Here is a 20,972-nt window from a genome sequence, read left to right on the forward strand (position 1 = left end):
ATCATATATTTATTAATTAAGTTATCAATTTCCTGACTTAAATAGAGGACTTTCGTATGACTAAAGCCATGTTTATTTACCAATTCTACTAATTCTAATTTTTTATTTTCTATTAAATCATTTAACTTCGCTACTAACATAAACTTGTTTCTTTCACACTCCCTCTGAGCAAAATAAAAAGAACTGCTCCCAGCTCTTATATACTAAAATCTTTATTATTGCAGTGTAAAATTTTCCATATTCTATTATAAATGAATATATATAACGCTAACAACAATAATTTCTAGTGTATAAATAAAAAGCAGCAATATTTAATTACTGCTACTCTTTTTAAATTCATTATTTATAAAAAAGTATTCTTCCGGTCCATCAGCCTCACCATATCAAACTTCCAGCCTTATAATATGTGCTGCTACTTCCTTTAAAACCACATTCATAAATAATATGATAGGTGCCACGTTATGTTCTAGATCTCTATAGTTCCTTAGATTGGCTATAAATGACCATTCATTATCTTTAAAATTTGTATAATAATCATTCTCTTCTTCCCAGATTCCTATGTGCCACCTCATATATAGAAAATCACCTTCTGCAAATGCTTCATTTATCTGTTTCTTTGTAAATGGAATATCTTTACTATGATTAACTTTTATATATTCTTTAACGAATGGAAACTTTAAAGCAGCTTCTTCCCAACTTCCTGTATTTATTAATTCCACCAATCCTTTATATTCATCTTTTATAATTACTTTATCTCGAAAGGCTGTATACATTTCAAAAGAAATTTACTTCACCCTCTTAAATTCATTATGAATTTAATTAACATATATACTTAACTACACAATAGAAGGTTTTAGAAATCGTATTACGTTTCCCTTTTCATTAAATTCACTCTCATTGTTACAATTCTTTGAGGTAAGATTCACTATATAACTCTCTGAAATTTTAAAAGTTCTTTCCTCATTAAACATTGTCAAAGGAACTGATACTCCAACATTATTATCTAAATGACTTAGTACCATTACAGGGATAGTTTCTCCTTTTAACAAATCAACATATGAGGTCTTAACTTTATAATAATGCCCTTCTAAAAAATGCATTTTTCCGTTTATTAAATCCACTGCAACTCCATTATTACAATACGCTAAGTTTTGATTTAAAAAATGAATATCGTCTGATACTTTAATAAATTTCATCGTTTTATTATCAAATATATAGTAACCATCTCTTACTACAAAAAGATTATGTGGATTGATAAACTCTAGCAGATAATGTGTAATTTCAAAACTAGTATCTCCCTCAATCATTTCTCTGTATTCTACATAAAGTTTTTCTAACTTTTTAAATGTACTTAGTTTGATCCCCTGATTTGGTCTTGATGCAAGTGTTAAGTCATCTAATACCCATTTAGCCACATATGTTGACGTTGGAATCATTTACAATTTCCCCCTTCAAAATTCTATATATGAACATATAAACTATTTAAATTTAATAAATTGGGCTCTACTTAAAGTATAGGCAGAATCTATTTAATAACTAAGATAATTCTCTAACTTTTTCATATTTACTTCTTATAAATTATAATTATCAAACTCCTACTATGAAATTTTCAAGAATCAAAAAACTAATACAATTTGATGTAGCTATTTGGCTGTATAAAAATATATCAACTACCAATTAACTGGATTTACACTTTAAAAAATGTACAAATCGTTCCTATTATTTCGAGACAATTGAAATATTTGAAAAGAAAACCCTACACAGAAAATCATATATGGATATTATGATTATATTTTATGTAATTACGTGTGAGATTCTAAACGATATTTACGTCCTTTCAGAGACAGTATCCCCTTGATTATCTGGTGTATAAAAATATATTAAACATATAGTACGTGAAATTTTTAAAGAACACTTTAGGAGGATTTAAGTACATGGCAAATGTTGTTTTAATTATACGGAATTCAGATTTATTAAAATCTATGAATAAGATATTAGCTAATTCTAAATCTGCAGAAAAAGTACATGAATTACTAAACAAATCAAAAACTGGAATTTATTGTTTTGTCTAATTCAATAAGCACGAATATCATCACATTCAGTATCTATATAGTTTAACTCTACAAATTGCACATCTTTTTGGTGATTTAACAATGCTATTTTATTCATATTGTTCCAATCAAATACTTCTGCATGAGAAACTAAGCATTTTGCTTTCACAGTAGTTGTAATTCTCAGAAGTTGTTCTCTATCCTGCCATGTTGATATAAGACATGGCATCTCTAGCTCAATTAAAAATTTTTCTCCTACGGCAAAAAAATTCATTACACTGAGTGCATCTGATTCAAAAATCTCACATTCTGTTGTTTTTGAAATGACTTCTGCCCAACCATCTAAATAGTCAATACCTTTTAGCATAATGGGAAGCTGCTCTATCATTTCAACTTTTTGTGTTATAACCTCCAATAATAAGGTTTCAGCTAAAATATCAATCTTTTCTTGTTCCAATATTAAATTCCCTCCTTAATCGACGAAACAAAGAAATATTTTCTATATTATATTATGAATTGATCTATGAAAGAAAAATAAATGAATGCTCTATACAATTCGATTTAACATAAAGCATTATAATCGATAGCAAGAAAAAAACGGATCCCTCCTCTAAAAAGGAATCCACCCTTTCATTATGTACTTCTATACTTGATTTATTTTCTTTGCTCTTGCAACCTTCCACAAAGCCACAATTAGTATGAGGAGTGGTATTCCCTGAATGAAGAGAAATCCTCCCGAAAAATAAAGCACACGACTAACTAGAGGAGGCGCTGTTGCCGACTCACCCGCAAAATAAGCCCCATAATTAGCCGCCCACCTGCATAATCAGCTATCCCACCTATAAGAAAAGCCGCTGGACTTGTGATTAGATTTATCCCTAAACAGATCATTATCGATGATAGGTTTTTAGCCTTAATTTTTGGTGAAACAGACAATAAAAATAAGAATAACGCAGTGCCGTTTATAAGAAGTAGTGGTATTACATAATAAATCCCCATAATTCCCCTCCATGGCTTTAATTGTACCATCAGCAAGGATTGATTTGAACAAATAGGATATTTATGTAAGTCAGATATAGTGTCTCATTATCAGTAACAAGAAAAAAGCCCTGATCAGGGCTTTTTTTTAAGATTACTATCATGAAATTTTTAATTGAAGAAAGACATGATTAGATTGATGCATCTTTTTTTGATGTCTGTTTTGTGAAATCATACAAAGCGATTGCACCTAAAAGAACAAGTATACCTCGAGGAGCATCTATCAAAATAGTTTCCCACATTTCTGGCATTGTCCATTTAATATCTGCTGCTGATGCAAGATATGATTGAAAATAACCGATTGAAAAATCAATTATACATAAAAATACAAATATTGTTAGACCAATTCGAATTAATTTTTTATTTGTAAACATATAACACCTCTCAAAACCCATTGGATATTTTTGATTTAAGGTTTTTTATATATAAAAATCTTTATATGTAATTTTAACATACAAAAAACCCAAATAAATACAATATGCATATTTACATATTGTATAAACAGTATTCCATGATGGTTAAGAAATTCCTGCAAGTAAAAAAAGGAGCCCACTAGGACTCCTTTTTGTTTTAAATCTTAATAGTTAATTATAGCTTGTCCAGCTGGATACCAGGTTCCGTTATTTGCTAGGGCGAAACCATAGACAGTCTGACCAGAGCCAATTTTTTGTTTAACATTATTTAATGATTCATATCCATATGCCTGATAACCATTCCCACTTTGTGGATATGCTACTGCTAATGTATTATAATTATTTGGATTCGAATAGCTATTTGTCCAAGCTATTTTTTGATAATACGTTGAAGTGAATGGATTTTCTAAGCCTTTTACAGCAAACTCAACAGTACTCCCATAGACATTAACAGTAGTATACGCCGTACTTAAAGTATTTAAGTCTGCAACCTTTTCCTTACTTAAAGTTGGTGTGTTTTCTGCCGCCATCACTCCGCCAGCTCCAGATAACATGACCCCAGTCGCTAATGCTCCAATTGCTAGTTTCTTTAACATAAAAAATCCCCCTTTAATAGTTTTATAGCTTGCACCTTCATCATACTTTCGATTTTCATTTATGTAAATATATTACAATTTTAGAAACATAAAACTATTTATTGCGAATGTTGAGTTAAGATATGTTGTCTGATAATAACGATAGATGGTTATTATCATATGAAAAAGTCCTACATTAAGTAGGACTAAATAGCCTTAGCAATCCATAAATAACGGAATCATTTGCACCACTATATAACCGATACCTGCCCTTGAAATTAGACTGAATCCTCGCTCCTGACTACCAACCATAATGAACAAACTACCGCATAACGCTACAACGGATGCTATTGGGTATGACACCACTTTAATTAAGAATATAACCGGTTCAAACACATTTACAATACGATTGTATAATTGGCCCTCTATATAATTCTTTATCTTTCCGTCGTTTGATTGGACATCTTTAAATACCTCATTCACATCCGGATTTTAACCATCAGCAAATACATGAGGAATATCTATAATATTGCTGAATATAATTACACTGCCAATCATAATTCTCATTCGCGCCGCCACGGGTGCGTATTTTTTGCATCCTTTTTGAACAAGCTCCACTTTTTCTTCGTGCCATAGTTACCATATGGATCATCTCCTTATTTTTAAATGTCCATTTTGTTCAATAAAAAAAGAACACTATAAAGTGCCCTAAGCTTCTGAGTATAAAATATACGACAATGCCTTGCCCGTTCTAATGGCGCAACCTAAAAGAGCTTTATAGCGGAATATATATAGCTCTCGGAAAAGGAATAAGTTGGTTGGCATTGACTCGATATTGTATGTTTGGGAATTCCTTATGTGCAATAAAAAAGCTCTATACCTATTTATAGAGCTCTTTAAGTGCGTAACGGTGTATTTATATTGACCTGATATTATATGATGAAAGCCTCCTTATGTACAAACGAAAGAGAGCACTCCCCCAATAAGTGCTCTCCCTTGAAAAAATATAGGGGAACATGTTGGAAACCGTTCAGTGTCATTATATGATATTCTCATTCCCAACTATGCCTAAGTCATGTATTAAAGGGGGTTAATGTGTAATTTCTATACAACAAAGAAAAAAGCACCCGAATGGATGCTTAAATTAAACTTATTCATTATCAATATCTCTACTTTCATCATTAACTGATTTAGGGTCTAACATGATTCCTATATCCGGCGGCAAAATTAACTCTATACCAGCTACTGGTTGATTGTCCTCATTAAAATAATACTTCTTTATCTTATTCAATTCTTCATTTTTCTTATTTTCACTCATATTATCCCGCCTTTTATGTATGATATTAAAAACTTTTCTTAATATGTACATTGAGAAAGATAATATACTATTTTTCAACTCTCACACAACTTATAAAATTTTCACATAATAAAAGAACACCCATAATTGATAGGTGCTCTGATATATAAAGTGGTTTCCATCCACACATTCCAATATATGCTCGTCCATCTCGAAAGATGCAAACAAAAAAGCACCTAAATAGGTGCCTTTTCGAAACGTATAACGCGAGTAGCCCCCACCACTCTGTATGGTTCCGTTATCCATTAGGCCTTTAATAATTTGTGTTTCTTATTAGCCATCTTCTCTTTTGCTGCTTCAATGCTATTTACTAATTTCTTATGGTCCTGATCAAATTGAATCATTCCATCAAACATAGCTGGTGCTACTGCTTCTTCAACATAAGGAAGAAACAAATTGCTCCCATCTTCTCCGCTTTCTCCAGGTAATCCAATTGATGCTGTGCAATGTTCTTCAAATCAAAACGTGTATCTTTCTCTGTAGACTTCGCTTCAAATGCGATAGCTCGCTTATACACACCGTCATAGTCTACTGTACTTTTAGCTTCATAAAATTCATTTAGTACACGGCCACCTTTATTTAATACCTTCACAGGAGCCGGGCGCTTGCTTATAAGCACCACTCCCCCTCTTTGATACATTTTTTTCATTCGCTAGATTGATAAGCATTCCAAATGCAATCCCACGGTTTCCTAGTCCCGTTGTTACTCCTCACTTTCTATTAAAAGGAGTATTTTGTTCAGTTGTCTCCATTACATACAATAAACGTGCTTCATGATATAATATTTTCATTTACATAAATTTACTATTTCATAAAAGGAGGTAACTATTATGAAAAAATGGATTATTGCTATCATATATTGTTCTCTTTTAACAACATTTTCTTATTTATCTATTAAAACTGTACTTTTATCCGCTACTACCTCTACTTCATTCCCAAATCTTCATTTCTTTGTTGGAATGTTCGGATTAACCTTTGGCATTTGGCTATTCGTATTTGGAATACGAAAATATATTTTGTTTGCCACGCGGAGGATGAAAAAGAACGCCGAAAACTTAAAACCATGTTTTCTATTATTTCAGTTTTATCTTGCTACGTTGCAACTCTGTTATTTTTTATTTAATTCAGCCTACAGTTTGTACATATACTATTTCTGCCCCTGAATAAAACTCAATATTCCGTCAATACTGTAAACAACCCATTTCGAACCATATTCCATTACCTGAGCAGTTAGCTTTTGCTAGCTGCTCTTTATTTGTACAAGTTACTCAATTGACTGGCGCACATATAATATTCTGAGTTCCTTTCTTTATAAAATAGTCGTTATAAAATGAGACTCGTCACGAGAGCACTTTACTAAGTGCTCTTTTTATATTCCAACTTAATACAAAATAAAATTTTTATTCTAATCTTCTCTAACATCTTCCTTAATGAAAAACGACTCACAGTTTGTATAAGCCAAGCATATATTTACTTAGACAAGACATAGTTTTTTACTGTACATGTACAATTTTTGTGCATGTTTTTTTGTTCAATACAATAACTATTTTATTAAAAATCCTTAATGAGCTACTCCTTAAAGTTTTGTAATATTAATGTCACTAAAATCAATTTTTCCACTATAAACTCTTTACTATAATTTTCTATATACACAAACAAGGAGAGTGTTATATGAAAAAATCATTAGTTATATCTGTATTACTCGCACTATTTTCTAGTTTTGCTATTGGATGCGAAAGATCACCTACTATAAATAGAATGGGAACCGAACAATATTATGTACAGATAACAAACAACGGTGAGATAAAAGGGAACCAACGATTCTATACTTTATCTACTTATAATAAGGATGGGATAGAAAAAACAGTTACATTTGGAAGTGTAAAACCTGGAAATAAACCTCTTAAAGAAAATGCCTTCATCCGCCTTTATGTCAACCAAAAATATGACAACAATACTGAGACAAATCATAGAGAGATAAAATCCTACGAAGAAGTTCAAAAAGACGATTTACCTTCAAAAGTAAAAGAAAAATTACATATTAAATAGGTAGCAAATCAACATAAAAGATAATCTCTTATACATGATAGAGTGTCTTTTATGTTGATTTTTTTCACATTCCTCCTTATTTACTAAGGGAAAACCTATGGTATAATATAGGTAGCTAATTTTAGGGGATGTTTTCTCTACATCGCTCGTTGCCATCGAGCGTTTTTATTTTTCAATAGCTAACTTTCTGAAAGTTTATTAAAATTTGGTTACTGATATGTGTAACAACTGGCCCGTGCTTCTGTACGGGCTTTTTTGATGCTTTCACGCATCGCAATACACAGTAACCCATTTACTATGTGGGGGATTATTATTAAATTTCTAAATATTAAGACATTAAAAGGTTTATGCTATTTAGCTAGACCTAATCAGGACGTTAATAACGTTCATTATGTTCGTTTGTTTTGTTAGATGTAAAATCAAATTGAAACTGTATTCTTCGAATTAATAAGTACTATTGAACTACCCCCACTTTCACTTTGTTTAGAAGTAAGGGATTCCTAAGTAAAGAGTTCTATCGAACTCTAATTGATTAGGCTAACCCCGCAGTCCTTGCGGTTAGAAGCCTTATCGCTTCATTCTTTATATTGATACTTGCGTTAATATCCCTATCATGGTGTGTACGACAAGAAGGACAGTCCCATTCACGTAGGTTTAGATTTTTAACGTCTTTATTTTGATATCCACAACAAGAACATAATTGGCTGGAAGGAAATGTTTTCGATACGACAATGACTTGTTTGCCATACCATTTTGCTTTATATTCCAACATTGTTCGAAATTGTGACCATGATACCTCACTAATTGCTTTTGCTAACTTATGATTCTTTAACATATGCGATACTTGCAAATCCTCTATACCGATAACATCGTGGTTTTTGATGATTTCAGTTGAGATTTTGTGCAAGTAATCTTTCCTAGCATTTGATATGTATTCATGAATTCTAGCTACCTTTACTCGTTGTTTATTACAGCGAGAAGATCCTTTCATTCTTCTAGAAAGAACACGCTGCGCTTTCGCCAACTTATCTTCTAATAATCGGAAAAACTTCGGATTTTTATAGGGTTTACCATCTGACAAAATAGCGAAATCTTTTAGTCCTACATCTATTCCAATGTAAGAATGTGTTTTCGGAAGTTCTTGTACTTCTGTTTCAACTAATAGTGACACAAAATATCTGCCAGAAGGGTTTCGTCTAACAGTCGCATTTACAATACGTCCCTTTACTTTGCAGCTTTTGGCAAATCGAACAAGGCCTAGTTTCGGCAACTTTATTTTGTTCCCTACAACGGCAATGTTTTCATTTGTTTGTTTTGTGGTGTAAGATTGTACGTTATTCTTCTTGGATTTGAAACGCGGGGCACTATTTTGTTTTTTGAAAAATCGTGTATATGCATCCGCAAGGTTGCGAACAGACGACTGAATCGCAATACTATCTACTTCTTTGAGCCAAACAAACTCTTTCTTCATGGCAGGAAGTTTGGCAGAGCATGTACCATATGTTAAACCTTTTCCAGTCTCTTTGTATACGTGATCCCATAGGGATAGGAAATGATTGAATACAAAGCGAGAACAACCTATCGTTTTGTTAATTAGAATTGTTTGTGCTTGATTTGGATAGATACGAAACTTAAAGGCTTTATTAATTATCATTTAATTCACCTCCATTTCAGTATATGACTATTATATACCAAACGTACATTCGATAGGTAGTGGAGTAAAACTTTCTGTAAGTCGAACAATTAAGATGGCTTCCTGCCATCCCTTGTTCGAAGCCAATTCATCTCCCACCTACTCACTCGGCTGTGACCCTTCACGCTCCTTGAGGAAGGAGTCTTCTTGGCTAAAATGATAAAAACATAATAAAAAAGAGTGCGATTAAGATATGCACTCCTTCAAAAGAATTTACCACTCTCGATGGTCACCGTGATCATGATTACGATCGCGTTCATGATCATGTCTACGACGACACTCATCACAATCGCAGTCACGTCTACAATGACAGTTGTTAAAATCGTTTCTTCTGCGTCTACGACCGCATCCGCAAAATACTAAATCATCCCAAAATCTATTACAATCTCGAGAATGTCCAAAATTATTATTCCATCCCATAGATATGATTCCCTCCTCTAAAAATTGAATTCATCATATTCTATGATTAAAAGTTAGAAATGGTTTGTTTACTAGTCTATGTTTCAGACTAATAATATTTCAATTTGCAAGTCTATCTGACCCCTTATCTTTCCTTAACAACAAACAAGACGCCACCCAGATTACGGCAGCGCCTACGATAATTGCTTTAAACTTAATCAAACTTATTTATCCTCACTTTATTTATTCCTTTGTTTCCATACCCCATTCTCTTTACGATAAGTATTCATGCCATCCATGAAGTCAGCTGTATTACCCGGAATGCTATATTTCTTATTCTTTTTCTTAGCCTTCTTCTTCAGTCTCTTCTCTTTTTGAATAACTTGCAAATCTGCCTTCCATTGTTTCAACAAATCCTTTTCACGTCGCATCGAATTTGTACCCCTTGGATTAAAATGTGAACTAAATAATTAGATTCTACCTATTTATATAGAATCCTTTAATCCAAATGTCCATTTTATTCTACCCCTCGTTTAATATGTACCAATTTATGTTTTTCCTTCTATATAGGCCAACGATATATTATAATACTTTATATCCCCAAGGAGGTTTACCATGCTTAATTTCCATAAAATATTTCCCGTCTTAGGATTCTTTTGGTTTTTATACGGTTTTATTGGTCTCATATTTTTATTACTATTCCTTAGCGTATCGTAACAATGCGTATACATGTATGCTTAATGTGTAATTTCTATATAACAAAGAAAAAAGCACCCGTTATGGATGCTTTTGATTACTTATGCGCTTAATTTTCCAGTAATCTCTTCTGCTGTTAAATCGTATTGTTATTCCTCACTGTCTATAAAAATAATTAGTTCGTTAAGTTTCAATAAGTAATATTGTATACTCTTTACTTTCAATTTCCATACATGCAATAATTTATTTATAAAAATACAAAATATTAGTAAGGATGATTTATATAAACAAATTTCGGAAGAAGATAATTAAATCCTTACAAACTTCTTGGGGATGCTTAGCATTTGGTGTATTAATGTTTACTATCTTCTTGATTATAGATCTAACAGATACACCTTTAAATACATTAAGTTGGAGAGATTGGCTAGGTTCTTCAGTAGGTGCAGCCATTGTATCTGTAGGAATGTTTACTTTAAGTAACTTGAATTTAAAATGATTTTTCCGTCAATACTATATGTAGGCTGTATGTCAAATCTCATTTGAAGTAATTTTCTTTGTATCTCCTTGTATAGAGCAGTTAACTTTTGCTAACTGCTCTTTTACTCGTGACCATTATTGACAAGCTATCATATAATGTAGTCATGCCTCTCTTAAAATTAAATTCGTCACTTGAATTATAAAAATGGGATTAAACCCTATAACCTTTTCAAGAATCATTCATATTTTATTCCTGAAAAAGTGCTTTATTTTACTGAAAGGTGGTTGCGGAAACAACTGCCTTTTTGTTTATGACAAAAGGATTATTTTTTTCAAATGTTTACTACTAATAACTAATAAATATCTTATAATTGTTATATACGAAATAATTTGTTTAGGAGCAGATAAAATGCCAGTTACACTAGAACTTATTCTTTTTATTCTTATAGCAATTAGTGCTGTTGGCTATTTGATAAAAGAATCTCAAAAAACTAAGAAAAGAACACTTGGAATTTCACTAGAACTTTTAGTTCTTTTCTGGTCAATATGGAGAATATCGACTATTATAATCCAAATTTCGGAATATAATCTCTCGTGAATAAAACTCAATATTCCGTCAATACTTTATATGACATTAGATTTTCTCCTTGTTCCCCCTTGGAGAACCGAGCAGTTAGCTTTTGCTGGCTGCTCTTTGTCTGTAAAAATACACTCAATTAACAAGAAACGCATATAATATTCTGTGTTCCTTTCTTTATAAAATAAAGTAGTCTTCACAAAATGGATCTCGTCACGAGAGCACTTAATAAAGTGCTCTTTTTTGGTTTTAAAATAAACAAAATGAAATTTTTATTTATTTTTCTTTCATATATAATATTTTAATATTTGTTTATGATATAATTGTAACTTTTGTACAACATATATCTGTATCCAGTGAAACTTCTAAAATTGTACAACCGAGCAATTAGCTACTTTAGCTAGCTACCTTGTTATGTAAAATAAAGCATTTATAAAAAGCTTTCTCAACACCCAACTAATGGAATTTAATTACCTTTTATGGTAATGTGTTGGTAATCTCATAAAAATCTATCGTTCCATTAACAGGACCCGTTCCCCCTAATCGGGTCCTGTTAAATGTTCTCTATTAAAATGGTGTTTTGGTTCAACTATCGTCTTCATCTCCCCACGTCCTACAATTCAATATGCAATATTACATATTTGGTATATCAAATTTATAAACATGTAATAATTGCTTTATACAATGTTTATAATTATTATCGAAAGGAGAATACTACATGTCTTTCTTTTCGTGGTCTCCTCTTATTTCCTTAACAGTTGTTGCAATCATCATTTCTATTAAAAAGAATAAGAAACAATAGCTTTAAATAGTTACAATAAGTTATTTTTAGGAGGTGTAGTTATGTCATTTGCAGCATGGAGTGCAATTTTTATGACTTTAATCGGAGCAATGTCAGGAGTAATATTTGGTACTATTTCTTCTAAAAGAAGTAAAAATATCAACTAAAAACCAACTAATAAAAATAAATTTTTATTTTAGTGACAGCTGATACAATCTTAATATTCCAGCTATCATTTTCTATTCAAACAACTATTTTTTCACTTTTTTGATACATTTATGAAACATTTATATGTTATCTTCAGTATGTTCTTTTCTTTTCATAAATTGTGTGAATTATACCCACACAAGAAGCTCTAGATCCCTAAATCTAGGGCTCCTTCGTTTAAGTAAATATTTTTTTAATTCGATGTATAGACAACTATATATTAAAATGTTAAAATATTGTTGTGATTCCCGTTTGGTTTCTCATACGACTTTTTTCTTCGGTTATGGGGTTCTTACGTAATAGTAAGAGCCATTTTTTTATTCCAGTAAGTTTTTTGTTAAAAATTTACACACACGTACTTTTCGATATATAATTAAATTATCAATATATTAGGAGTGTTAAGTATGTCAGGAACAATAATGATTTTGTTATACATTTGTTTCGGAATGAGTGTCGTTTTTAGCTTAATAAGGGAATTTCGAAAACCACAGAAAAACCAGTTCTTAATTTTAGTTGATTCTTTAATTTTGCTAGGAGCTCTATTCCTAGTAAGCAGTATCTTCATCTAAATCAATAACCACGTAACTCGGTACTATTAAGATTTCTTTACCGCATACATTACATTTAGGATTTCCATGTGCAGAAATCCCTTTAATAATTTCAATTTCTAATAAATCTATTTCTGTGTTATCAAATATTTCAATCACATGTAAAAGTTACGTAAAGATTGCTATGATTTAATTCTTCCACCCCAGAAACGTTATATAATGAAATTGCAAACATTAGGTTTTTACCTTTCTATACGACATAATTCTTTGCTAGGAGCGAATCCTAGCCTTTTTTATTTCACCCTCCGTTGATCCGAAGTCCAGATTCCCTCTTTCAATTACATTAGCTTGCATGCTAGCCTCTTTAGGGAATTCAATGTAATCAACAAGTACACTAACCTTCCCTCTAAAACCACTATCCTCAGTTCCAAGAATCACGCGTCATACCACTACGCGGACGTACCTGCAATTCATATCCTGGTGGAATCTCCAAAGCTAATCCCATTTGTACAACCTTTGTTTGGCCCGGCCATATAATCGTGTCCTCTACTGCTACAAAATCAAAACCAGCACCACCAGACTTTGCATATCTTGGTAACTCCACATCTTTTATAGATTTTCCGAACGGGAAACCCCACTACGGTGCGATAGCACCCACTTTAGGAATGGGATGAGAGTGAGGTCAAATGCGATGTACAAATAAAACACCGAAGGTACGTTCTCTACATCAAGAATTTGAATTGGTATCATTTTCATAATAGGCAAGTAAAAGTATCTAAAACAATCTTGTTCTCTGAAAACAGAATACATAGGAGGTTGAAGTAATAAATTCTTCTACTCCGTAAAATGTATTGAGTCGTCAAGCACAAGACGCTAAAACACATTTGAGAACTCACAATCTGACTCGTTTGGTAATAGAATGAGTGCCGTATCTGCTATATGCACTGGATATGGCGTGGTGATGGCACACCGCAATCTTGGACGTCAGCGATACTAGAAATAGACTTCGCCTTTGGTAGTAAGAATCCCACTGACGTTAGCTAGCTTGTGGCTTTAGCCGTGGGAGTGTCAATTACCTCCCTTTGCTTTGATTAATAATTGAGTCACTTCGTAAACACCATGTTGTATTTCCATCATTCTTGATACACTCCTTTAATTAGATTCCACAACTCTTGTTCAGTCATCTCATAAAGTTGTCGACCTGTCTTTTCCTCTTTATAAATTCCTTTTTGTAGTAAAACATCGATATAGATTTGTTTCCTGTCCATGTTGCCTCCTAGCCGCTTTTCTTCTTAGGTCTCCTTATAGGTGTAGTTGCTGCCCTTTGTGGACTCCATCCTCCTTTTAATACTCTTTTACTAAATGTGCTATATGAAATACCGTTCTCTTCAGCTAAATTGACCATATCTTCCATTGTTGCTCTTAATTTCTTTACAGGCTTTTTTGCTGCTTCCTCTGGTGACATCCCTTTATAAACACGAGTTAAAAATGTCTTCTTTTTAACCCCATTTTCTAATGCTATCCTTAACCACTTTTGTTCCCTAAATTGATATTTCCGAGGCGGTGTATTAATTGCCTTACTAACATCCCATCCCATTTGATACACCCTACGATATAACATGTTATAGCCAATGCCGTTCTTCTCGGCTGCTTGATAATCTTCCTTTTCTAGCCATCTATTTATCATCATGGCGCTATGCCTCCTAATCCAAATTCATAATCTCCTCTAAAGTTCTATCTGAAATATGGGTGGTAATGATTTGTATATTCCCGTATTTCTTTTTAGCCATTTCTATAGCTGCGCCCCCGGACTTCGCGTCAAACCAACGGAGCTTCCATTTCTCGTCTTTATCGTAAAACTCTACTAAATACGTCATAATGCTATTACGTTTCAAAAACTTATCCGCTGTACTTGTTGCAGTATAATCAAAACTTCCGACTACATCCTCTAGTGTTAGTTGTTTCATGCTCCTAACCCCATTGGGCGCGATTTGATTTTGTTCTTATCTGCCTGATCCATGATTAATGCGGCGATTTCTAGTTGATGCCTTCCTAGCTCTTTTGCTATTTCGAGAATACCTTTATCCTCATCCCACATTTTTCTTAATTGAATCACTTCACTTTCATCAAACACTAAGTCTAATTCTTCTAAAGCGATATATAAGTTACGACGCAATTTCTTCATGTACCTTTCCTGTTGCAACGCCATTATGTAATTCTCCTTTTCCAAATCCGTTCCAAGTCGTGGCATCCCATTTCCCCTCCAGTTGTAATTGATGAATTTCCCTTAGCTCCGCCATAACGGCATGACGTCTTCTATCCACTTCTTCAGGACTGCGATTCCCTGCTTCGCAAATACAAGGTGCAAATTGAAAGCATCCATTACCCATATCGTTCTTAATTACTCCCGTTCCGTTACATGCACACATTTTAATTCCCCCTTTAAAAATGATAATGTCTTTCTTCTGTAATACTTTGTTTCTTTGAAAGTAATCGTTCTGAAGTTATTGAGAATCCGCGATACAATCCGTTCATAATACGCACCCTCTAAACACACTCCTGTAAGGCTTGTTGTAAATATAGTAGATTGAACCTTACTATTTTGTTTGATCTATTTTTAACTTGTTGTAATTCTTTTTTATAAGTAACCCTTGCTTCTCAAGTTTGTTTATTATCCTTCGTAATGTAGCAGAAGACCATAAAGGAAATTACTTAAGCCATTCATCGTAACTGTTATAGCCTTCATTGAAATACTTTAATATATTTACCAATAATGAACTTGTTGTAAAAATATCGCTTCATTTAATCCAATCGTTTTATTAATCCTAATAAAACGATTGACGGTTGTTAATGTATAAGTAATTTGCTCATTTAGTTCACTTTCTTCATCCAACACTCATAACTCACATTGTCCTCCATGCCAGTAAACCGAACCTTTTCTCTCCCTCTGAACTTACCTTCATGATAAAAGGTTCTTTCTGCCCTATATATACGTTTAATTGGCGTTACATAGTCATAACCTCGTTTTTCTAAATCACGAACTGCTATTAACATCTCCTTCATAGACCCACGCCTTACAGGTATCTTAAACATCACGCATTCGCCCTTTCGCATACTGCTATGTTGCCTTTAACCCACTTTGTTGATTTCTTAAGTACTTCTTCTGCTTGTTTTAATGTCAATTCGCCAATTTCTTTAATACTTAATTGTCCTTTAATCCTGTCTTCATCTACTTTTCGACGAGTAGCTAATTTTTTTATGTTTAATTTAATTGCACTAACTTGTTGAGCATTAATTATTTCCTCTTGGATTTCTAGTAAATCTTCACCCGCATAAATTTATAAACCTAATCCGTGAATTGCAATTGCTTTTACTAAGCACCGCTGGATACTCGTGTTAATGTCAAAGCTGTTACGCTCTGCAATTGGCTTGTTTTGATTGTTTAGTAGTGGGTGACTTTGACTTAGTGATTTTCTTGTACAGTTAATTCCCCCCTACAAAGTAACCACAATCTGTTTTGAGGTAAGGCCCTCCATTAAATCGTTTTACTTCCCATATTGCTGTTGGATCTACTTTTTAACTGCCCATGATAAGTAGTTAAAACGCCCTTTCTTTTCAACATGTTCCGTGCAATCTATTTAAGCTAATTTAGAAAAGTAGTTTTCAGTTGTCATATGAATTTCCCCTTTTTAAAATGGTGCTATTTCCGTTTGTTTACTAGCTTCATAGACTTGCATAAGTGCTTGTAATCCATATTCGTAAGCTACAACCATTGATGCAGCGTTAGGCTCTTTGCTTTGCTTATATCGTTCAACCAAATTCATTAAAATTTGAATTTCAGCTTCAATTTTGGTTTGTAGTCCCACCTTATTCACCTGCCACTTTCTCTGTAGAATGAGACATTACATATTGCGTAATGCACTCTGTTTCTGCGTGTAAGTAATCACCACCAAAATCTAAGTAACTTTCACCGAAGTATATTTCTCCATTGCAACCTTCACATTCTTCAATAAAGTCTCTTGCTGATGAGTCATGATAATTACCGTAAGTAATTGGATTTTCAATCATATTTCATTCCTCCTTATTTACTGAGAGAAAACGTATGTTATAATACATGTAGCTAATTTTAGGGAATATTTTCTCTACAACGCTCGTTGCCATCGAGCGTTTTTTCATTTTTAATAGATAACTACCTAACAATCTGTTAAAATTTAGTTACCGATATGTGTAACAACTGGCCTGTGCTTCTGTACGGGCTTTTTTGATGCTTTCAGGCATCATAATACTCAGGAACCAGTCTATTAGGTAGGGCACCCTATTAGATTACCGAATATTACGAAAAGCAAGAGCTTGTCGTATTCACTCTATAAAAACGCTATTACAAACATAATCCCTTTTGGCTCCTATGGATTATCAACTTTTTTCATAATTTTTATCTTTGTTTTTTTATATTCATAATTTCGTAACATCTTTATATAATGTTTTAATGGATTTTATGTTAAACTTATAACATTCCAAGAAGTCCTTTACTTTTAGAATCGACAATTCTTCAATACCCTTAGTCTTGCCCTACATCCCCTGTAGGGCTTTTATCATTAGCTAGGGTGGTTATACCTCAACCTTATCTGTTCTGTTATGCACAACTCTAGTTCTTAAATTCCTTATGATCCACAAGATTTTCTTTTGTTCATATTCATCACGCTGCTGCTTATTCGTCATCTTGTTACCATCCCATTTTTTGTCCCAGACATCTATTCATTCGGTGTACCAGGTATTCCAATAAACATATTACTGACGATACTATTACCAGTGATAATGTGCTTTCCTCCATCATTTACATCGCTGCCCTATCGATTTCTGGAATAATTCCGCGTTTCGTTAGTATTTCATGAATAAATCTGTACTCATTGTAAACACTCCTCATAATTTTTTTAATAACAAAGCAAATCAACCATTTTCTCTGTTTTCTTAGAAATTTTTTTATAATAAAGAAAAGCTGATGGATAAAACCTCCATCAGCTTTTCTATTTCTTGCTATTCAATTAGAAGCTAACTGTCGCTGCTTCCTCTCCTGAATTAATCATTCGTTGTTCAATCTTTCCTAGCAGTTCCTTTATCTTACTTGAATAAAGTTTAACTGCTTTCGTAGATTGAGCATTCTTAAGCTCTTCTGTCCATTCTGCTAAATCTTCCTTTTCTTGATCATCTAGATAATCAAAAACTTCCTTTCGAGACATGGGGCTCACCTCAACTTAACTCTTTGTATTTGGCCGTTACATAACCAAATCTCCTCATCTCTCTATTTCTATTTATAACAGATTACTCCTCTTTTATTCCTTATTCTTTTTTTCGAGTTCGGTCAATTTCTTTGAAATAGACTGAAGCTCGTCAGTTTTTACTTGTTCCGTCGCCAAACGATTGTGCAGCAGAAAAGCTTGCCCTGAAATCCCAGCAAGAATACTCACCTTAAGAATATCCATCATTGTTTCAGGGTTAAACATTGCAACACCAACGAGTGAAGCAATACTGCCTACAAACATCTCTCCCAAGAAACCCGGGTGAAATGCAAGCTTGCTCTTACGAGGCAACAAAAACTTTTTGTTTGTGATGTAATGACTAGCCAATCCTGAGACCATACCAGCCACAACTGACACAATTACTGTAACCAACATAATATGCACCCCTTTTCGAAAAACTTTTGACATTGCAGCAGCAGTTTCTATTTAATAATTAGTTCCTATGACATAGCATCACCCCTTTCAGGCAAAAACAAATAACCTTCCAGGAAAATGAATTGTTTACACAATGAAATAAAGTAACATAAAGTTCCTTTTTGTGTAATTTCATTAACCCGAAAGGCTATAAGTAGTTAGTGATATAAAAAAGAAAAATAAAAAAATGCAACTAAATTATATCACAATGAAGTTTGTTTTATCTTTAAATTCAGAGAATTTATTCTGTTATTTAACTTTCTCAAGTTAACAAATCAGATTCTTTGATACCTTTACACTAATAATTCGAAAGCCTGATTATTATTTATTTTTTCAATCTGCCATCAATTATGCTATAGATTACAATACAATTTTGATGAATATAGAATTCCAGTATCTCAAATGCTACCTTTTTATCCTCTACATTTTCAAAGTTACATAAATTTATTATTCTAGTTCCTGTGATTTCGCCTAAATTAGTATGATTTTCAAACAATTCAGGTCTCATATAATCCTCAGCTGCGACTATTGATTCAAGTTGAAAGTTCTGATTCAATAATTCTTTAACTGAGAATGACTCTTTACGTATAAACTTTAGAACTTCCGCTAAATCAATAGGTACCATTATAACGGCCACTTTTTTATAATTTTCATAGCCGATATATCCACCCTTCATAGAAAATAAAAAAGACAAGGAATTAATCCTCGTCTTTTTCATAACCGCAGTCATTTTTTTCTTCATATTCTATTACCATAACCAAAAGCGATTGGCCTTGTTCACGTTCCATGAACCCGTTTGGTGTTATTTTTTTAACCATTTTCCCGTAATTTGCACAATACTTCAAAAAGCTATTCACTTCTTCATCAATTCTTAATGCATCAGCAATAACAGTTCTAATTTGCAACATAATAAATCCCTCCAAGTAATTTTTTTTTTAAAATATGTAATCTCAGAAATTCGAAATCCGTCTATTTCTGGTACATATTTAAATTCCAGAATTAAGTTGTTTTGTTTTACCAAAAACAATCCTTTTTTACTTTTGTAACAGTTCTTGGTTTTTTATAATTAAATAGACTTGGTTTACTTATATAAGTAACTTTGTAATTCTTATTTGTACTAAAGTAGTCTGATATAAATTCATCAGCTAATTCTACAGTAGTTACATGATTTCCTAAAAACATTTCTAGTTCTTTTTTGTTTTGATAAATGGTTAGGTGGCCATTCTTATCAATATCATCAAATATTAATTTGAATTGCCCTCCTAAGTCATTAATCACATTTTGTGATAATTCATCTTCAAACAAATAATCGTATTGAATTTTTTGTTTCAAATCTTCTACTTTGATTGGAGTTAAAGCATCTGTTTGAGGTTCATCCTTTATAAAGGTGTTATAAAAAACAAACATCATAGCTAAAACGCCTAACACTAAGAACAATCTCTTAATCTTCATAAATTCTTCATCCTTTCACAATGTGATGTTCTCCAAAAAACGCAAAAAAGCCCTTTTCGGAGTAATATTTAAAAAGAAAGTAAAAGTAAAAAACTTAAACTATCTTTGAAAATCGAAACCCCGAAAGGGCTATAGTGGTTATAGATATAAAAAGTTGAAATTTAAAAAAGGTATACTTAATTTTAACAAATTACACCTTTAAAAACAAAAATATTCAGAATATTTAATCCGTTAAATTTATGTTATGATGAATATTATAAACCCTCAGAATGGAGTTTGATTTACAATTGAAAAAACGTCTAATTTCTGTTTTTCCAATATTAATATTTATAATTGGCGTTACCTTACTTTTACTAAGACAGTTCGTTTTTTTTCCATATAAGGTTTCTGGAGTCTCTATGGAAAATACCTTATTTAATAATGACAAGGTTTTAATTAATCATCTCACCCATTCAATAGACGATCTGCAAAGATTTGATATAGTTGTTGTTAATTCCCCCCTAGAAAACACTTCTAATAAAAAAAAATTATAAAAAGAGTAGTTGGTTTACCTGGAGATAGAATAGAATATAAATCACAGATGCTTTATATAAATGGACTTCAGGTAAAAGATGCATACTCAAAAGGTAAAACAGCTGATTTTTCATTGAAAAATATTTATGGTTTCGAAAGGGTTCCAAATAATACAATTTTTGTATTAGGGGATAATCGTGAAGAAAGCTTAGACAGTAGATTTAAAGAAATAGGATTTATATCTTTGAATGATATTGAAGGTAAGGTAATTTTACGCTATAAACCATTAAATAAATTTATGAAATTTTAATACAATTAATTAAACATATAAAAAAGGTCCAACTGTAGGAAAGTCGGACCTTTTTAAAATATGATTTTGATTAGTTAAGTTCGACTGATAAAAAACTTATAGATGAACCTTCTAAAATCTTCGCT

General features: G+C 32.4%; 29 protein-coding genes and 8 pseudogenes. 6 read left to right on the plus strand and 31 right to left on the minus strand.

The features are described from left to right. From ACO6VI_RS27860 to ACO6VI_RS27870, 3 genes are all read right to left on the minus strand, one after another. The coding region (locus ACO6VI_RS27860) for an aspartyl-phosphate phosphatase Spo0E family protein (RefSeq protein ID WP_422424681.1) at positions 1 to 140 on the minus strand (140 nt) is incomplete at its 3' end. 243 nt (positions 141 to 383) lie between these two features. Continuing rightward, positions 384 to 773 (minus strand): hypothetical protein, encoded by a 390-nt coding sequence (locus tag ACO6VI_RS27865; RefSeq protein WP_098392148.1) that lies wholly within the window; start codon positions 771 to 773, stop codon positions 384 to 386. Between the two features lie 63 nt (positions 774 to 836). Then, entirely contained in the window at positions 837 to 1,436 is a 600-nt protein-coding gene (locus ACO6VI_RS27870; protein ID WP_098392147.1) for a hypothetical protein, read from the minus strand. A gap of 498 nt (positions 1,437 to 1,934) precedes the next feature. On the opposite strand from ACO6VI_RS27870, the gene ACO6VI_RS27875 reads away from it, so the two are divergent. Next, complete coding sequence (locus ACO6VI_RS27875; RefSeq protein ID WP_166669684.1) at positions 1,935 to 2,072, plus strand: hypothetical protein; 138 nt, start codon at positions 1,935 to 1,937, stop codon at positions 2,070 to 2,072. Between the two features lies 1 nt (position 2,073). Here ACO6VI_RS27875 and ACO6VI_RS27880 read toward each other — a convergent pair whose 3' ends face one another. The 7 genes and pseudogenes from ACO6VI_RS27880 to ACO6VI_RS27910 all read right to left on the minus strand — a co-directional run bounded on the left by ACO6VI_RS27880 (position 2,074) and on the right by ACO6VI_RS27910 (position 6,102). Beyond that, positions 2,074 to 2,508 (minus strand): hypothetical protein, encoded by a 435-nt coding sequence (locus tag ACO6VI_RS27880; protein ID WP_176548804.1) that lies wholly within the window; start codon positions 2,506 to 2,508, stop codon positions 2,074 to 2,076. A 186-nt stretch (positions 2,509 to 2,694) separates the two neighbouring features. Further along, positions 2,695 to 3,050, minus strand: a pseudogene (locus tag ACO6VI_RS27885) (hypothetical protein). A 170-nt stretch (positions 3,051 to 3,220) separates the two neighbouring features. Then, entirely contained in the window at positions 3,221 to 3,484 is a 264-nt protein-coding gene (locus tag ACO6VI_RS27890; RefSeq protein ID WP_033657582.1) for a DUF3937 family protein, read from the minus strand. A gap of 182 nt (positions 3,485 to 3,666) precedes the next feature. Beyond that, entirely contained in the window at positions 3,667 to 4,098 is a 432-nt protein-coding gene (locus ACO6VI_RS27895; protein WP_000914195.1) for a hypothetical protein, read from the minus strand. Positions 4,099 to 4,293: 195 nt separating this feature from the next. Further along, positions 4,294 to 4,718, minus strand: a pseudogene (locus tag ACO6VI_RS27900) (hypothetical protein); the annotation flags it as partial. A gap of 509 nt (positions 4,719 to 5,227) precedes the next feature. Next, positions 5,228 to 5,395 carry a hypothetical protein gene (locus ACO6VI_RS27905; RefSeq protein WP_001293569.1) on the minus strand — a complete coding sequence of 56 codons (168 nt, stop codon included), beginning with the start codon at positions 5,393 to 5,395 and terminating at the stop codon, positions 5,228 to 5,230. A gap of 284 nt (positions 5,396 to 5,679) precedes the next feature. Further along, positions 5,680 to 6,102, minus strand: a pseudogene (locus tag ACO6VI_RS27910) (Holliday junction resolvase RecU). Positions 6,103 to 6,264: 162 nt separating this feature from the next. On the opposite strand from ACO6VI_RS27910, the gene ACO6VI_RS27915 reads away from it, so the two are divergent. Both ACO6VI_RS27915 and ACO6VI_RS27920 read left to right on the plus strand, forming a co-directional pair. Next, on the plus strand, positions 6,265 to 6,597 hold the full coding sequence (locus ACO6VI_RS27915) for a hypothetical protein (RefSeq protein ID WP_327898303.1): 333 nt from the start codon (positions 6,265 to 6,267) through the stop codon (positions 6,595 to 6,597). Positions 6,598 to 7,105: 508 nt separating this feature from the next. Then, positions 7,106 to 7,483, plus strand: a complete 378-nt coding sequence (locus ACO6VI_RS27920; RefSeq protein WP_422424667.1) for a YxeA family protein — start codon at positions 7,106 to 7,108, stop codon at positions 7,481 to 7,483. Positions 7,484 to 8,015: 532 nt separating this feature from the next. On the opposite strand, the gene tnpB is transcribed toward ACO6VI_RS27920, so the two are convergent. The 3 genes from tnpB to ACO6VI_RS27935 form a co-directional block, all read right to left on the minus strand. Beyond that, positions 8,016 to 9,137, minus strand: a complete 1,122-nt coding sequence (tnpB, locus tag ACO6VI_RS27925) for an IS200/IS605 family element RNA-guided endonuclease TnpB (RefSeq protein WP_422424669.1) — start codon at positions 9,135 to 9,137, stop codon at positions 8,016 to 8,018. Between the two features lie 252 nt (positions 9,138 to 9,389). Next, positions 9,390 to 9,596 (minus strand): hypothetical protein, encoded by a 207-nt coding sequence (locus ACO6VI_RS27930; RefSeq protein WP_422424670.1) that lies wholly within the window; start codon positions 9,594 to 9,596, stop codon positions 9,390 to 9,392. Between the two features lie 218 nt (positions 9,597 to 9,814). Then, positions 9,815 to 10,006, minus strand: a complete 192-nt coding sequence (locus ACO6VI_RS27935; RefSeq protein ID WP_327898172.1) for a hypothetical protein — start codon at positions 10,004 to 10,006, stop codon at positions 9,815 to 9,817. 539 nt (positions 10,007 to 10,545) lie between these two features. Here ACO6VI_RS27935 and ACO6VI_RS27940 point away from each other — a divergent pair. Together ACO6VI_RS27940 and ACO6VI_RS27945 are read left to right on the plus strand one after the other, a co-directional pair. Continuing rightward, positions 10,546 to 10,767: a hypothetical protein gene (locus ACO6VI_RS27940; RefSeq protein ID WP_170925800.1), complete on the plus strand. Its 222-nt coding sequence runs from the start codon at positions 10,546 to 10,548 to the stop codon at positions 10,765 to 10,767. Between the two features lie 390 nt (positions 10,768 to 11,157). Beyond that, positions 11,158 to 11,346 carry a hypothetical protein gene (locus tag ACO6VI_RS27945; RefSeq protein ID WP_001145518.1) on the plus strand — a complete coding sequence of 63 codons (189 nt, stop codon included), beginning with the start codon at positions 11,158 to 11,160 and terminating at the stop codon, positions 11,344 to 11,346. A 1,842-nt stretch (positions 11,347 to 13,188) separates the two neighbouring features. On the opposite strand, the pseudogene ACO6VI_RS27950 reads toward ACO6VI_RS27945, so the two are convergent. From ACO6VI_RS27950 to ACO6VI_RS28035, 18 genes and pseudogenes are all read right to left on the minus strand, one after another. Further along, positions 13,189 to 13,465, minus strand: a pseudogene (locus ACO6VI_RS27950) (deoxyuridine 5'-triphosphate nucleotidohydrolase); the annotation flags it as partial. A gap of 529 nt (positions 13,466 to 13,994) precedes the next feature. Continuing rightward, positions 13,995 to 14,129, minus strand: coding sequence for a Fur-regulated basic protein FbpA (locus tag ACO6VI_RS27955; protein ID WP_000375383.1), 135 nt, complete (start codon positions 14,127 to 14,129; stop codon positions 13,995 to 13,997). 8 nt (positions 14,130 to 14,137) lie between these two features. Then, on the minus strand, positions 14,138 to 14,551 hold the full coding sequence (locus ACO6VI_RS27960; protein WP_000973345.1) for a hypothetical protein: 414 nt from the start codon (positions 14,549 to 14,551) through the stop codon (positions 14,138 to 14,140). Between the two features lie 13 nt (positions 14,552 to 14,564). After that, the gene (locus tag ACO6VI_RS27965) at positions 14,565 to 14,828 is read right to left on the minus strand and encodes a hypothetical protein (RefSeq protein ID WP_226606282.1); all 264 of its coding nucleotides are present in this window, start codon (positions 14,826 to 14,828) and stop codon (positions 14,565 to 14,567) included. Next, on the minus strand, positions 14,825 to 15,112 hold the full coding sequence (locus ACO6VI_RS27970; protein WP_025118343.1) for a hypothetical protein: 288 nt from the start codon (positions 15,110 to 15,112) through the stop codon (positions 14,825 to 14,827). Before ACO6VI_RS27970 ends, ACO6VI_RS27965 begins: the two co-directional genes overlap by 4 nt. Then, the gene (locus ACO6VI_RS27975) at positions 15,027 to 15,290 is read right to left on the minus strand and encodes a hypothetical protein (protein ID WP_098833720.1); all 264 of its coding nucleotides are present in this window, start codon (positions 15,288 to 15,290) and stop codon (positions 15,027 to 15,029) included. The genes ACO6VI_RS27970 and ACO6VI_RS27975 overlap by 86 nt, the downstream gene beginning before the upstream one ends. Next, a pseudogene (locus ACO6VI_RS27980) lies at positions 15,263 to 15,451 on the minus strand (hypothetical protein); the annotation flags it as partial. The pseudogene ACO6VI_RS27980 and the gene ACO6VI_RS27975, both read right to left, overlap by 28 nt. A gap of 7 nt (positions 15,452 to 15,458) precedes the next feature. Beyond that, positions 15,459 to 15,536: a hypothetical protein gene (locus tag ACO6VI_RS27985; RefSeq protein WP_422424683.1), complete on the minus strand. Its 78-nt coding sequence runs from the start codon at positions 15,534 to 15,536 to the stop codon at positions 15,459 to 15,461. 89 nt (positions 15,537 to 15,625) lie between these two features. Further along, on the minus strand, positions 15,626 to 15,754 hold the full coding sequence (locus ACO6VI_RS27990) for a hypothetical protein (RefSeq protein WP_255285322.1): 129 nt from the start codon (positions 15,752 to 15,754) through the stop codon (positions 15,626 to 15,628). Further along, positions 15,733 to 15,954, minus strand: coding sequence for a hypothetical protein (locus ACO6VI_RS27995; protein ID WP_000472844.1), 222 nt, complete (start codon positions 15,952 to 15,954; stop codon positions 15,733 to 15,735). The genes ACO6VI_RS27990 and ACO6VI_RS27995 overlap by 22 nt, the downstream gene beginning before the upstream one ends. Beyond that, positions 15,954 to 16,499: pseudogene (locus ACO6VI_RS28000) on the minus strand (DUF1071 domain-containing protein). Before ACO6VI_RS28000 ends, ACO6VI_RS27995 begins: the two are co-directional and overlap by 1 nt. Positions 16,500 to 16,550: 51 nt before the next feature. Beyond that, positions 16,551 to 16,727 (minus strand): hypothetical protein, encoded by a 177-nt coding sequence (locus ACO6VI_RS28005; protein WP_000524193.1) that lies wholly within the window; start codon positions 16,725 to 16,727, stop codon positions 16,551 to 16,553. 1 nt (position 16,728) lies between these two features. Further along, on the minus strand, positions 16,729 to 16,929 hold the full coding sequence (locus ACO6VI_RS28010; protein WP_000572102.1) for a hypothetical protein: 201 nt from the start codon (positions 16,927 to 16,929) through the stop codon (positions 16,729 to 16,731). 974 nt (positions 16,930 to 17,903) lie between these two features. Beyond that, positions 17,904 to 18,098, minus strand: coding sequence for a hypothetical protein (locus tag ACO6VI_RS28015; protein ID WP_000087400.1), 195 nt, complete (start codon positions 18,096 to 18,098; stop codon positions 17,904 to 17,906). A 93-nt stretch (positions 18,099 to 18,191) separates the two neighbouring features. Then, the gene (locus tag ACO6VI_RS28020; protein WP_025118342.1) at positions 18,192 to 18,533 is read right to left on the minus strand and encodes a DUF4257 domain-containing protein; all 342 of its coding nucleotides are present in this window, start codon (positions 18,531 to 18,533) and stop codon (positions 18,192 to 18,194) included. Between the two features lie 364 nt (positions 18,534 to 18,897). After that, positions 18,898 to 19,266, minus strand: coding sequence for a hypothetical protein (locus ACO6VI_RS28025; protein WP_029948481.1), 369 nt, complete (start codon positions 19,264 to 19,266; stop codon positions 18,898 to 18,900). Positions 19,267 to 19,270: 4 nt separating this feature from the next. Then, positions 19,271 to 19,480 (minus strand): hypothetical protein, encoded by a 210-nt coding sequence (locus ACO6VI_RS28030; RefSeq protein ID WP_071715084.1) that lies wholly within the window; start codon positions 19,478 to 19,480, stop codon positions 19,271 to 19,273. A 26-nt stretch (positions 19,481 to 19,506) separates the two neighbouring features. Beyond that, positions 19,507 to 20,024: pseudogene (locus ACO6VI_RS28035) on the minus strand (hypothetical protein); the annotation flags it as partial. A gap of 269 nt (positions 20,025 to 20,293) precedes the next feature. On the opposite strand from ACO6VI_RS28035, the pseudogene lepB reads away from it, so the two are divergent. Then, a pseudogene (lepB, locus tag ACO6VI_RS28040) lies at positions 20,294 to 20,847 on the plus strand (signal peptidase I). Positions 20,848 to 20,972 lie beyond the last annotated feature (125 nt).

Origin of the sequence: Bacillus sp. PSXD-155 (genome assembly GCF_049310765.1) — a bacterium.
In the GTDB taxonomy this organism is placed as follows: domain Bacteria; phylum Bacillota; class Bacilli; order Bacillales; family Bacillaceae_G; genus Bacillus_A; species Bacillus_A cereus.